This window comes from Bacillus sp. Xin1 (genome assembly GCF_013314535.1).
In the GTDB taxonomy this organism is placed as follows: Bacteria; Bacillota; Bacilli; order Bacillales; family Bacillaceae_G; genus Bacillus_A.
On sequence record NZ_JABUAE010000013.1, the window covers coordinates 1 to 13,596 of the forward strand.

A 13,596-nucleotide genomic window follows, 5' to 3' on the forward strand; every position below is an offset into this window, starting at 1 on the left:
TTATTAATAACGGACTTTTTTTATCCCCTCTCTACTGTCCTAAATTTTGAACCTTATCTTTTAAATCCTGAACTTGTTGAACTGTCTGCATAAGCTCTGAGTTTTTAAATTGTTCTACATCCAGTTTCCCTTCTTCTATCTTTTTCATCGTTGTATCAATTAATGCGCTTAATTTTTCATTATATCCAACAATTTGCTGATGAATGTCCTTTGCTACATCTGGGGGCGTCAATTCATTAAAAGCTGGAATATCCTTTTTTATCTCCCCAAGCTTAGTTTCTAACTCTTTTCGAGCAGCACTATCGTTAATTGCCTTTTCTACTAATGCCGGTGCTTCATTTGCAAACGCACTTACTTCATTCACATAGTCTGTTGCCTTTTGAGCGTAATCAATTGAATTCTTACCTTCTTCAATTACAGAACATCCCATTAAACCAATTGTAATTAAAAACACAAGTAATATTGTCTTTTTTAATTTCATATTTTACCTCCTAAACGAATACGAATCTATTGCTTCTTCTATACATGTATAAACACTTATTCCTTTCGTTATACTTCATTTAAAATACTAGCTACTTAATTTTTCATTTCCCTTACCTCAACTTATATATTCTAGCAAAACTTTTCATTTTCCTTTTCATAATCAATTTTGAAAAGCATACGGAATTTTCATAAAGAAAAAGACATACTTAAGCATCACTTAAGTATGTCCTTTTCTCTATCCTGCCGCTTACTTTCTTACATATCCTATAACTGTGACAAGTTCTGATTCTATATGAACACTGATAATTTCCTCAATAACATTTGTGTATCCTTCTCCTATAGCCGCTCCATATTGTAAAGAAATTTGTTTTCTCTTATAAGCTGACTGAGGTATAGTCAAACTGAATTTCCTAAGATTTCTTTCATCTTCAGGTTCCATAAGTAAAATCATCCCATCTTCCTCAAACATACAATCATCCTTTCACTTACATTCCTACTATGGCTCAGTATTGCCTTTATGTGCTAGGTTCTAAACCCACTTACAAATCGTATGCTACTCTGCATTCGATGAACATTCATTTTCCATAGTCATACGAACTATTTTTTCAAATCCCAAATAAAGTGAAACTTTAATCAGTGGGAGTTTTCTTCATCCCCCACTGACTATCAGCCCTCAGCAATCGGGCTGTTACGGGCAGTTTATCTCCCACCTACCTTCTTTAGAAAAGCGGAAGCGGCTCGCTCAGAATCGCTGGACGTTGGACCCCTAGGCAGAGAGGCGCTTTTTACCTCGTCCGAGGGGGCGAAACGACCGGAGATTCTAGCCGCTAGAGCTGGACATTGCTTTCGCCGAATTTTGAGGTGGGAGTATTACTACCCGTTAATGCGGGATAAAAAAGCACGAATCTTAAACTAGCGAGAATTCGTGCTTTTCATAACGATGTTTTTTACATTCCTTGATCCATCTTATAGAGTCTACGATATTTCTCATTTTCTACAAGAAGTTGCTCATGACTACCTTGTATCGTGATGTGACCATCCTCGAGAAAAATAATTTCATCCACATACTCAATTCCTACAAGATGATGTGTTACCCAAATTACAGTTTTATCTTTCGTTGCCGCAAACATCGTTTCCAATAAAGCTACTTCCGTTTTAGGATCCAAACTAATAGTCGGTTCATCCAGTATAATAATGGGTGCTTCTTGCATAAGAGTTCTTGCAAAAGCTACTCTTTGCCTTTCACCTCCGGAAAATCTCTTCCCCATCTCATGCATTTTCGTTTGTAATCCATTCGGAAGAGATTGAATATGAGAAGCGATTTGTGCTTGTTCTAAAGCTTTCCAAATATCTTGATCAGCAGCTTCAGGTCTTCCAATCCGCACGTTATTCCCAATTGTCGTGTCAAACAAATGCGGTTTTTGATTTAACACAGAAATATATTTTGATAAAAGGTTCGTATGTGCTAATTTTCCATTTAGTAAAACTTGACTAGTTATTGGACTCAGAGTGCCTGTTAATAACTTTAATAAAGTAGATTTCCCTGTTCCGCTTCTCCCTAAAATAGCAATCTTCTTTCCTGCCTTTATTTTAAGCGAGACATCTTTTAATACTAACTCGTTACTTTCCGGGTAACTATACGATACATTGCGCAATTCAATCTCTACATCTTTTGGCACAACATCGCTTTTGTCTTCACCCTTCTCTTGTTCGTCTTGTGGAGCCATCTCATTTTCTACACTATTAAGCCGATGTGCAGACTCTATATAAGATGGAATTCGATCAATTGCATCTGAGACAGGGATAAGCGCATTTGTTATTGATAGTGTCATTAATATAAATGCCGCAATCACTGTTGGTGCAATTTGCCCGCTTTCCGCTTGATTTCCAGTCCAAATGATCATGGAGATAACAACCATTCCTACTATTAAATGAATAATCCCATCTCGAATATGGTGCCAACGCTTCATTTTCTTTTCAATCTTTACTAACTGGACATTTTGCTCTGTATATTCTTTTACAAACTCAGTTGTTCTGCCACTTGCTTGCCAATCGGATAACCCAAATACAGCATCTGTCAATTGTTGATATAAACGATTCCTACCCTGCTTCAATATAACATGATGTTGTTTCATCATGAATAGCGATACGAATGGAAGGAGAAAGACAATAACAGCTAACATGCTTCCTGCTATAAGTGCAAACATCCAATCAAACGCACCAAGGACAACAACAAATATACTATATATAGCTAAAGCTAATATACTAGGAAATATTGTTCGTAAATATAGATTTTGTAAATGCTCGATATCTTCAGATAACACACCTAATACATCGCCAGTTTGAAAGCGAGACCGTAAAAATAAAGCTTGCGGTTCTACTATTCTATATAACTTTGTGCGCATTTTTTCTAATATACGGAGAACCACATCATGTCCAACTAAGCGCTCTACATAATGAAAGACTGCTTGCCCGATACTAAACGCACGCGTCGCCACAATCAGAACATATACAGCCATTATATTTTCCGGCCGAAGGGAAGATTTAGAAATTAAATAGCCTGAAATGAAGAGTAGCATTGCCCCTGAACTTACCCCAAGAAGGCCGAGAATAAGAGTCAGGGTCATTCTCCCTTTATTTTTCTTTATATAAGGCCCAATCCAGTTATTCATTTCGCTCTCCTCCCTTCAGTATGAAAATGGAATGATTTTTTCGCAAAAAGCTCTTCATATGTTCCTTTTTCTATAATCTTACCTTTTTCCAAAACAAGAATATGATCCATTTGTTTCATCCAATGAAGACGATGAGTTGCAAAAAAGACAAGCTTCCCCTTAAATACACGTAACATCGCTTGCTTTATCTCAAATTCAGTTTCAATATCAAGGTGAGCTGTCGGTTCATCTAATAAAATGATAGGCTTTTTACTTAAAAGAGCACGGGCCATCGCAACGCGTTGTTCCTGCCCACCACTTAGCATACGCCCACCTTCTCCAATTCTTTCATACATTCCATTTGGAAGAGACCCAATAAGTGAACGAAGACCGACCTCATCGATTACTCTTTCTATTTCTTCATCAGTTGTATTTGTCTCATAAAAACAAAGATTATCTCTTAATGAAATCGGAAAGATATATGGTTGCTGCGGAATATAAGCAATATTTTGGATCCATGCTTCCCGCGTACATGCATGTATTGTATTTCCATCCACAATCAGGCTTCCATGTGACGGCTGAAGAAATCCTGCTAACACATCGATTAATGTCGATTTCCCTGCTCCGCTTTCTCCAATAATGCCAATCATTCCATTACCTTTCCATGAAAAGCAAATATCTTCTAGTATCGCTTTTCCTGTTTCATCATTACAAACATTTACATCTTTTAATTCCATAATACTAGATGAATCCCACATCATTTTCACACTACTTATATGAGCTGACACATCTTTTTGTTGATCTAAAATCTCTTCCATTTGCTCCATTGCGATTTGTCCATCTAATGTCGCGTGATAATTGGCTCCAACTTGGCGAATTGGCAAAAAATATTCTGGAGCTAAAATTAAAATTGTAAGAGCTGGCAACAACAGAATCGTTCCGTCTATTAGACGAATTCCAAGACCTACTGCAACAAAAGCAATCGATAAACTCGTAAAGAAATCAAGTGCAAAAGAAGAAAGAAAAGCAACTCGCAATGTGCGAATGGTTGCTTTCCTATATCTTTTACTCACTTTTTCAATTTTACCTTCATGCTCTTTGCTCTTTCCTAAATATTTCAATGTTTCTAATCCTTTTAACGTATCTACAAAATGATTCGATAGTATACGATACGTGTCATACTGCTTATCGGCCATTTTCTGTGCTGCTAGTCCTAAAAGGATCATAAATACAATGACAATGGGAATTGTTACAACTAAAATCACCGCTGACTCCAAATCAAGTGTAGAGACATATATAACAAGAAGCGCTGGAACGATACAACTTCTAATCATTCGAGGGATTGTTAACTCAATATATGTTTTAAACTTCTCTACCCCTTCAATTGATAAGGTCACCAGACGACCAGTTCCACTTGTTTGAACAAATCTTGGTCCTAATGTGAAATATGCCTCAATTAATTGTTTGCGTAGTAGCAATCCCACTTTTTCAGCAAAGCGTTCAACAAGTAACTGTGATGTTCGAACCAATATTTGACGTACAGCAAATGAAATTCCAAAATATAAAATTTCATTTAGCACTGTTTGAACTACTTCTCCATGAAATAAAAACGTAATAGCACGAGCTAAAAAAACGGTCTGTGCAATAATGCTACAAGCTTCTAAAATACTAATAATACTTAATGCTACATATAAAATACGGCTACCAGGATAAGACGGAAGTCCTCTTTTTCTTTTCATTAGTACTCCAAATCATTGTCTGACTTAACAGGTTGTCTAAACACATAAAAACTCCATATTTGACTTCCGATTACAAACGGCAATATAGCAATCGAAAAATACGTCATGAGTTTTAATGCGTAAGCCCCTGATGCTGCATTATAAATTGTTAAATCATTCATCGCCCCTAACGTACTAATCATGACACGAGGGAACATGCCAATAAACACACTTGCACTTAGCAAAATGATTGTTAAACTCGTCATAAAGAAAGCTAAGCCGTCTCTTCTTCTTTTATTTAATAACGTTGACGCAAATAACGCTACAAAAGCTCCAATTGGAACCATAATCCACTCTGTGCCATGAGCAGTGAAAATATCGGTTTTCCATAATCCCACACCAGTAAAAATAAAGAGTGCGATTAGTGAAAAGGGAGCAATTTTCATTGCAGCAATACGTGCACGTTCTCTTAATTTACCAGTTGTACGTATTGTTAGAAATTGTAATCCATGGACGATACATAATAGTAGGAACATTACTCCTCCAAGTAACGCAAATGGATGCAGTAATTGCAGGAATCCACCTACTACATTTTTAGTTTCATCAATAGGTACACCTACCATAAAGTTTGCGATCGCAACTCCCCAAAGGATAGGTGGTAGCAAACTTCCAATAAATATGCCCCAATCCCATGCGCCCTTCCATTTATGATTGTCTATTTTCGCGCGAAATTTAAAAGCAACTCCTCTCATAATTAAAGCAAGCAGCATAAATACAAACGGAATATAGAAGCCGCTAAATAAGGTAGCATACCAATGTGGAAATGCCGCAAACATAGCGCCACCAGCACAAACAAGCCATACTTCATTCGCATGCCAAAACGGTCCGATTGTATTTAAGTAAACTCGTTTTTCAAAATCGTTCTTTCCTAAAAACCTCGAAACTGTTCCTACACCAAAATCGAAACCTTCAAGTACAAAAAATCCAACAAATAAGATTGAGATAATTAAAAACCACAACTCATTAAGAGATAACATACTCTTCCTCCTTATCAAATGGATCATGGCTTTGATAATCCTTTTTCGTTTTCTTATTCGCATGTCCTTTAATAATACGAACGAATAAGTAAACGCAAATTCCACCCATAATTAAATACAGTGATGTGAATGAAATAAGTGAGAATAATACTTCACCAAATGTTACATTTGGTGATACAGCATCTTCTGTTTTCATAACACCAAAGACAACCCACGGTTGACGACCCATTTCAGTCATAATCCATCCAACTGTATTACCGATAAATGGAAGGGCAATCGCATACACCATTAATTTTAAATACCAAGGCTTTTCAGTTAAACGATCTTTTCTTGATAAGAACCATCCGTAAGCTCCTAAAAGCATCATAAATGTTCCGCTCATTACCATCGCTCTAAAGCTCCAAAACATTGTACGTACTGGCGGAATGTAATCTCCAGGTCCATATTTTTCTTCATATTGCTTTTGAATTTGATTCATACCTTCTACTTGACCGCTAAATTTATCATAAGACAACAGACTTAACATGTATGGAATTTGAATTTCAAACGAATTTGATTTTGTTTCCGGATTAATGTTTGCTAAAACTGTAAATGGTGCTGGATCTTCACTTGTATTCCATAATGCTTCAGCTGCTGCCATTTTCATTGGTTGTGATTTAATTAAATGCTGCGCTTGTGCATGGCCAAAGAATAATACAAGAGCTGTTGCAATTGTTCCAACAGTAATTGAAACTCGGAAAGACTTTTTAAACATCTCCGTCTCTTGTCTTCTTGAAATCTTCCATGCGCTAACACCAGCGATAAAGAATGCTCCTGTTGCCAATGCTGCTGTAATCGTATGTGGGAACTGCACCCATAGTTGCGGATTTTGAATAATCGCCCAGAAATCGTTCATCTGCGCACGTCCATCTGCTGCCATTTCATATCCTACTGGAGCATGCATAAAGGCACTTGCAGTTAAAATCCAAAATGATGATAACATTGTTCCTAGTGACAAAAGCCAAATACATAAAAGGTGAATTCGCTTCGGAAGTTTATCCGCACCAAATACCCATAACCCAAGAAATGTTGATTCTATAAAAAAGGCTAATAGCCCTTCAATTGCAAGTGATGGTCCAAAAACATCACCAACAAAACGTGAATACGTTGACCAGTTCATACCAAACTGAAATTCTTGTAAAATACCTGTTACAACACCTACTGCAAAGTTAACAAGGAATAACTGCGCCCAAAATTTCGTCATCTTCTTATAAATTTCTTGTCCCTTTACCACATACAACGTTTGCATTAGCGCAATGATAAAGGCTAAACCAATAGACAACGGAACGAAAAAATAATGAAAAATCGTCGTGGATGCAAATTGTATTCGTGCTAATTCGAGCGTATCCATGTCAAAGTCACTTCCTTCTTAAAATGTTTATATTTTTAAATAGATTGAGTCGTAATGATTAAAGAGATTCTCATTGCAATCCAATCCATTGGAAATACGAAAAGATAGTACCACTTATGTATTATCGGAAAGTATAAATTTTCAGTCTTTTAATACATCAAAGTAAAACTTACACTTTACTTTTTCACTATTTCCACAGTGTTTTGTTTGTTAATCAAATTGTATAATATACTCGCATAATAAATTCAGGTGATTTTTGACGTATTCTTGACAGGATTTTGTCTGAAATATGTCTTTTGTAATTTTTTGAAATAGAAATTTCATATTACAAAAACATGTTTTTCAAACATATAACCTACTTTTCAAACGGTTCTGGTGCAAAAACTTTAAAACAATTGCAATTAATCTCTTAAGCTCAGACATACTGATACTATTACTCTTAAAAGACCTTTTGAAACAGCACACTTTCATGTGAAGTAGGCTTATACACTTCCTGATAGGAAGTTATTACATAATATATAGTATAACGATGATGTCTAAGGTGCTAGACCGGAGAATTACCTACACAAATCCAGGGTTATTCGGGTTTAGAAAGACTCTTATTAAAAAGGGGCGTTTCAAAAGAATATGTTAACGTCGTAAAAATGTTATATGTGATATCAAAGTAAGGATCGGCGTAAAGCCCTATTATTTTTTATATATTATGGAAAGAAATATATTGGGGGAAAGAATTTATGTTAACGATTTATTTAGTACGTCATGGTGAGACGCAATGGAATACGGAGAATCGCTTACAAGGATGGAAAAACTCTCCGCTTACGGAAAAAGGAATAAGAAATGCTAAATTGTTGGGGAAAAGATTGTCGAACATTGAATTTCGTGCCGTTTATTCAAGCCCTAACGAGCGTACCATTCAAACTTCAAAATATATTTGTTCAGGAAGAAATATTCCCATTATAACGGACGAAAATTTAAAAGAAATTAGTTACGGAGAATGGGAGGGGAAGACAAAGGAAGAGATTGAGAAAAATTTTAAAAAAGAGTATTTCGATTACTGGAACGCTCCTCACCTATACGATCATAGACCACATAAAGGGGAAGGGATCAACGATTTAAAGAAAAGGGTCGAGAATGTTTTAAATAAAATCCTTGCTGAAAATCCCAGTGGTAATGTTCTTATTGTCTCACATGCAGCAACGATTAAAGCCTTATTACTCTACACCATGAATATCCCTATCGAAAAAATGTGGGATCCTCCATTCATTTATGGGACAAGTCTTACTGTTTTTCATTGGGATGGTAAAAGATTCATATTCGAAACAGTAGGTGATACATCTCATTTTGAAGAGGATGTTTGATTTTAAGTATAGGTCAATTCACAGGTTGAATTAGATCAAACGGTAAACGATAATATCAAATTCCCGAATTCTGGTGAAACGAGGTTAACCGGTAAACGATAATCTAATTTCTCTTGTGAAGATATATATCCCGCAAATTAATAAAAGAGCGTAAAAATACGGCCTTAAAGGCACTTATCGTGCACCTCAGTTCTCAAATCGTTAATATTATTGGTATATCAACATTTACGGCCCTTTCTCAGAAATCCGAGAAAGGGTTTTTAATTCACAAAATTCCGGTTTGAATACCCTTCCTCAAAAACTCATATAATGTTTAAATAAATTTGCTAGTTTTTCTTTTGCTGTATTTGTCACGTGAGTAAAGATATTCATCGTTGTTTGAATATCTTTATGCCCTAGTTTTACTTGAACATCTTTAATACTCGCCATAGCTTCAAATAGTAATGAAGCATGAATACGCCTGAATCCACGAATGGTAATGGGCTGAAGTTCCTTGTTCGTTAAGGAGTTAAAGAAGAAAATGAAGTATTACTACCTATGCTCTAAAAAGAATTGGTTTGGCGGAGAGAACTGGGCATGGAATTGATAGGATTTTCGAAGGATCTATTATGTATAGGACACCCTAGCTGGATTGTTCAGAGTCTACAGATAGATGTGTAAAGTTATTTATTCAACGGACAAAACCAGGTTTAGCTTTTACTAAAATGATTTCACTGGATTATATAGAGCTAAATTTATCATTGACCGCATTGAGACGCTCAGGATTGTTTAACGTCAATGTGCGAACCCCATTCTGCGTATCCACGATAATATGTTCCATATATATCCTCCTCAATATATTAATTTTTAATTAAATTTAAATATTATGTTTTAATTATATAAGACTATGACGGGAACTGTTCTGCCTTCAATCAATGAAAAAACGAATGACAATTCATTCATTTTATAACTGGAATAAATCTAGAGAAAGAGTGTATACTCTCTTTCTCAGTAATCTGATCCCCATTAATGAGGCATCTTTATTCGTCATCTTTAATATTTGTATTATATAATGTATTTAAGTGATTTGCATACAAGTTATTTTACACTTATCTTTTAGGATTTATCTGAAAGACTGATTTCTTGGTATAAACCAACCAATTAGTGCAATACCGACTAAAACTCCATAGAAAATCAGAGTCCAAGCTGTACTGTGTGGAAAATCATGGTCTAAGATACCAATATCCTCATGGGCAAGGGTAATTACAGCAAGTTTGACACCCACCCATGCAACAATTGCATATGCCGTTGTTTCCAATGCTGGACGTTTTTCAAGAAGCTGTACAAACCAGGTTGCTACAAACTTAATCAAAATAAGACCAGCAATCCCTCCAAGAATAACAACCAAGAACTGTCCTCCATCCATACCACCGAAATCGTCTAGTGGTGAATCTGGAAGGCCTAGGGCAAGAGCAACTGCCGCTAGAATTGAATCAATTGCAAAAGCAAGGTCAGCTACTGCAATCTTTCCTACTGTGGGCCAGAAACTTTTACCTGCAGATTCCTTTTCATCGTCCTTATGAATATTCTTATTGTCTTTTCCGAACCGCGCCTGAATGATGTGCTTTAATCCTAGGTAAAGAAGATAAGCCGCTCCTATTGCCTGTATCTGCCAGACATTTACAATAAATGAAATGGCAAAAAGGGTAGCAAATCGAAAAGCAAAGGCCGTAATGATTCCGTAATTTATCGCTCTTTTTTTCTGATCTTCAGGTAAATGCTTGGCTATAACTGCTAGTACAAGAGCATTGTCTGCCGATAGCAATCCTTCTAATCCTATTAGAATTAACAATGCCCAAGCATACTCTAGCCATAATGACTCCATCCAATTCTCTCCTTTCTAAAACTAATAATCATGTAAAGTTAACAATTGAAGAAAGAAAGTATGTTATTGGTTCACCACCTGTGTTCTATAGATTATTTGATCATTCCCTCTAACTATTTTACAATTTGAAATTCCGGGTTTTGAAGTTTGTCATAATCTCCCTTAATAACCTATAAAATACGCTTTAAACATGTTTTTAATAAAGAAAATCATCTCAAATTTGTTGTATTTTAGAGGTGTGTGATTTGATATTATTCTGAAGATTTTTCACTCCTCAGAGCTGTTTTTATGTGCTACTTCGTTGCCCTGAATTTCAACTTTAACCTTTCTTACTCGTCTATCTACTACTTCATCAACACTTATCTTTAATTTTTCATAATAAAATGAATCTCCTTTTAAAGGAATCGCTTCAAGCTTTTCGAGAATCCATCCTCCTAATACAAAATAGGCACTTTTAGGTAAGGATACATGCATCAACTCAGCGAAATCACGTAAAGGGTATTGAGCATCAAAAATGTATACATTTTCATTTATTTGAGATACTAATTTCTTCGATCCCTCATTTTCATCTAATATTTCACCAACAATCATCTCTAAAATATCCTCCAAAGTTACGAGACCTATTGTTACTCCAAATTCATTTAAAACAATTGCCATACGCATTTTGTCTTTTTGCAAGCGCGGTAATAGAGCTGAAGCCTTCATAGATTCCGTTACGTACAATGGTTCTCTTAGCAGGTCTTTAATATTTATCTCTTTATACTTTAGCAAATGCGATAAAAATTCCTTCTTAGATAAAAATCCAATAATATTATCCATACTCTTTTCATAAACAAGAATTCTTGAAAAGCGCTCTTTAAAAAAAACTTTTGTTATTTCTTCAGTGGTTAAGGTGATATCAATAGCAACAATATCCACACGTGGGGTTAAAATTTCTTTCAAGGAGATCTCATCTAGATTCATTGATCGATGGATTAGTTGGCTTTCTACAGCATCAATTACTCCCTCTTCCTTACCCATATTTATAATTAATTTTATTTCTTCTTCAGTGATAGAAGGTAATTTATTATTATTTGAAAACAATTTTGTGAACAGTATTTTTGAACTGAGGAGAAGAGAATTTATAGGGGCAAGCAGTTTATTTAAAACATATATAACATTTGATATAGCTAAAGAATAGGATTCTGCATGATTCTTCGCTAATGATTTCGGAATGATTTCTCCAAATATCAATATCAGAATACTCATGACCACTGTACTTATCCATACACCAATATTTCCACCAAATATATCAGTCAACAATTTAGTTGATATACTTGCCGCTGCAATGTTCACAATGTTATTTCCCACTAGAATTGAAGAAAGTGATTTATCGAAATTTTCGGGTTTAGTAAGATAAAGAGCTGTATCACTTCCTCTTCTTCCTTCGTTAACAAATTTTTTTAACCTTACTTGATTCACACTCGCTAAAGCTGTTTCTGCTGATGCAAAGAATGAGGACAATAAAAAGAGAAAAACTAAAAGAATGAGTGAAAACATCAATATCACCTCCAAAAAATAAATTTTTTCTTTTAACGATTTCAAAAATTTAAATAAAATGATAAAAAAAGGGAATATACCCTTTTTTTGAAATCATACCCACAGACGCCTGGGGCAAGCATAAGATTTAAAACTTACATTTTTATATCCAGAAATTTGATATAAATCCAAACTCATTTTTGCTTGGATTTGATTTCAATTATAAATTCAATCATGTCAATTCTTTCACCGGTCGCCACAAAAACACTACTATTTGATTTATTGGTAAAATGGGCAAGACCTTCTAGTTTATCGTACTTTACAAATGTGTCAAATCCAGAGATATCTTCCCCACTCATCAATATTTGTTTTACAAGTGTACCTGGAGGGGTTTCTTCCAACAGCCGACAGATTGGATGAGACAATTTAGTTTCCTCCTTTACTCTCAATTACTTTACTATATTTCATTCATATAGCCTGGCTTATTATTACTCAGACTTTGTTTTAAAGTTGAGTATCGGTTTCGGTATCGGTTTCCTTATCGGTTCCCGTACCGGTTTCAGTACCGGTTTCCTTATCGGTTTCGCTTTCGGTTTGCTTTCGGCTGCGGATACAAACTCAATTTTGTCAATTTTCTCGCATATTACCACAAAAATATCATTAGACTCTTTACTGAAATAAGCAAGGCCTGATAATCTATCAAACTTTACAAACTTCCCAACTCCTGATACTTCTTTTCCATTGATTATTAGTTCTTTTACAAGTGTATATGGGGAAGCTTGTTTCAATAGAAGACGGATAGAATTAGACAATTTGATTTCCTCCTTTGCTTTCAATTATTTTACTTTATTTCATTCATATGACAGTCCTATTTTTTGTTCTCGATTTCGGGTATAAATTCAATCATGTCAATTTTTTCAGCGATTGCCACAAAAACACTATTAGATTTATTGGTAAAAAAAGCCAAACCCGTTACTCTATCATACTTTACAAATTCCTCAACTCTTGATACATCTTCTCCATTGATCATTAGTTCTTGTATAAGAGTACCTGGAGGGGTTTGTTCCAATAGCAGACAGATTGGATTAGTCAATTTGATTTCCTCCTTACTTTCAATTACTCTACTATATTTCATACCAGCAGCTTTTGCCTGTGCGTTTATTACAGAATAATAAAATATGCGTTAGTTTAATCAAAATATTGGGAAAATATCTTTTTTCATCCTCTATTAATCTCTCATTTTTTACATACTCTTTCTTTTCATTCATCAATTGTCCAAGCATCGCAAGATCATAATCATATATTAATATATATAGGAGGTGAAAAAATGCATCAATTAATGCTATTTATTTTCCTGGCAGTCTTTTTCATTCTTGAGCTGACACTTTTAAGAATACTTTTTGCAAATCAAATTAATAAGATCTTTAACATATTATCTGAAGGTCAAAAATTTTCTCCAGATAATGTCTATTCAAAGAAAAATATGAATCCAAATTCTGTTTTAATTAGAGCATTTAATCCTAAAAAATACTACTAGTCCCATAGGAGGCTAAACCTTTGCATTGCATGTTCATGGT

General features: G+C 35.0%; 13 protein-coding genes and 1 pseudogene. 2 read left to right on the plus strand and 12 right to left on the minus strand.

What is annotated here, in order from left to right; genetic code table 11:
• Positions 1–31: 31 nt before the first annotated feature.
• From HRG09_RS13560 to HRG09_RS13585, 6 genes are all read right to left on the minus strand, one after another.
• Positions 32–481, minus strand: a complete 450-nt coding sequence (locus HRG09_RS13560) for a DUF6376 family protein (RefSeq protein ID WP_174101295.1) — start codon at positions 479–481, stop codon at positions 32–34.
• Between the two features lie 249 nt (positions 482–730).
• On the minus strand, positions 731–952 hold the full coding sequence (locus tag HRG09_RS13565; RefSeq protein ID WP_174101296.1) for a hypothetical protein: 222 nt from the start codon (positions 950–952) through the stop codon (positions 731–733).
• A gap of 478 nt (positions 953–1,430) precedes the next feature.
• On the minus strand, positions 1,431–3,155 hold the full coding sequence (cydC, locus tag HRG09_RS13570; RefSeq protein ID WP_174101297.1) for a thiol reductant ABC exporter subunit CydC: 1,725 nt from the start codon (positions 3,153–3,155) through the stop codon (positions 1,431–1,433).
• On the minus strand, positions 3,152–4,873 hold the full coding sequence (cydD, locus tag HRG09_RS13575; RefSeq protein WP_174101298.1) for a thiol reductant ABC exporter subunit CydD: 1,722 nt from the start codon (positions 4,871–4,873) through the stop codon (positions 3,152–3,154). Before cydD ends, cydC begins: the two co-directional genes overlap by 4 nt.
• Positions 4,873–5,889, minus strand: coding sequence for a cytochrome d ubiquinol oxidase subunit II (gene cydB / locus HRG09_RS13580; protein WP_174101299.1), 1,017 nt, complete (start codon positions 5,887–5,889; stop codon positions 4,873–4,875). The genes cydD and cydB overlap by 1 nt, the downstream gene beginning before the upstream one ends.
• Positions 5,876–7,279 carry a cytochrome ubiquinol oxidase subunit I gene (locus tag HRG09_RS13585; protein WP_174101300.1) on the minus strand — a complete coding sequence of 468 codons (1,404 nt, stop codon included), beginning with the start codon at positions 7,277–7,279 and terminating at the stop codon, positions 5,876–5,878. Before HRG09_RS13585 ends, cydB begins: the two co-directional genes overlap by 14 nt.
• A gap of 734 nt (positions 7,280–8,013) precedes the next feature.
• On the opposite strand from HRG09_RS13585, the gene HRG09_RS13590 reads away from it, so the two are divergent.
• Positions 8,014–8,637 (plus strand): histidine phosphatase family protein, encoded by a 624-nt coding sequence (locus tag HRG09_RS13590; protein WP_174101301.1) that lies wholly within the window; start codon positions 8,014–8,016, stop codon positions 8,635–8,637.
• Positions 8,638–8,931: 294 nt separating this feature from the next.
• On the opposite strand, the pseudogene HRG09_RS13595 reads toward HRG09_RS13590, so the two are convergent.
• The 6 genes and pseudogenes from HRG09_RS13595 to HRG09_RS13625 all read right to left on the minus strand — a co-directional run.
• A pseudogene (locus HRG09_RS13595) lies at positions 8,932–9,126 on the minus strand (tyrosine-type recombinase/integrase); the annotation flags it as partial.
• 613 nt (positions 9,127–9,739) lie between these two features.
• Positions 9,740–10,501: a TerC family protein gene (locus tag HRG09_RS13605; protein WP_174101302.1), complete on the minus strand. Its 762-nt coding sequence runs from the start codon at positions 10,499–10,501 to the stop codon at positions 9,740–9,742.
• Between the two features lie 267 nt (positions 10,502–10,768).
• Positions 10,769–12,040, minus strand: coding sequence for a hemolysin family protein (locus HRG09_RS13610; protein WP_174101303.1), 1,272 nt, complete (start codon positions 12,038–12,040; stop codon positions 10,769–10,771).
• Positions 12,041–12,213: 173 nt separating this feature from the next.
• Positions 12,214–12,444 carry a hypothetical protein gene (locus tag HRG09_RS13615; RefSeq protein WP_174101304.1) on the minus strand — a complete coding sequence of 77 codons (231 nt, stop codon included), beginning with the start codon at positions 12,442–12,444 and terminating at the stop codon, positions 12,214–12,216.
• A 63-nt stretch (positions 12,445–12,507) separates the two neighbouring features.
• Entirely contained in the window at positions 12,508–12,831 is a 324-nt protein-coding gene (locus HRG09_RS13620) for a hypothetical protein (RefSeq protein WP_174101305.1), read from the minus strand.
• Between the two features lie 56 nt (positions 12,832–12,887).
• Positions 12,888–13,112, minus strand: coding sequence for a hypothetical protein (locus HRG09_RS13625; protein ID WP_174101306.1), 225 nt, complete (start codon positions 13,110–13,112; stop codon positions 12,888–12,890).
• A 234-nt stretch (positions 13,113–13,346) separates the two neighbouring features.
• Between HRG09_RS13625 and HRG09_RS13630 the strand changes: the two genes are divergently transcribed.
• Positions 13,347–13,556 (plus strand): hypothetical protein, encoded by a 210-nt coding sequence (locus HRG09_RS13630; protein ID WP_174101307.1) that lies wholly within the window; start codon positions 13,347–13,349, stop codon positions 13,554–13,556.
• Positions 13,557–13,596 lie beyond the last annotated feature (40 nt).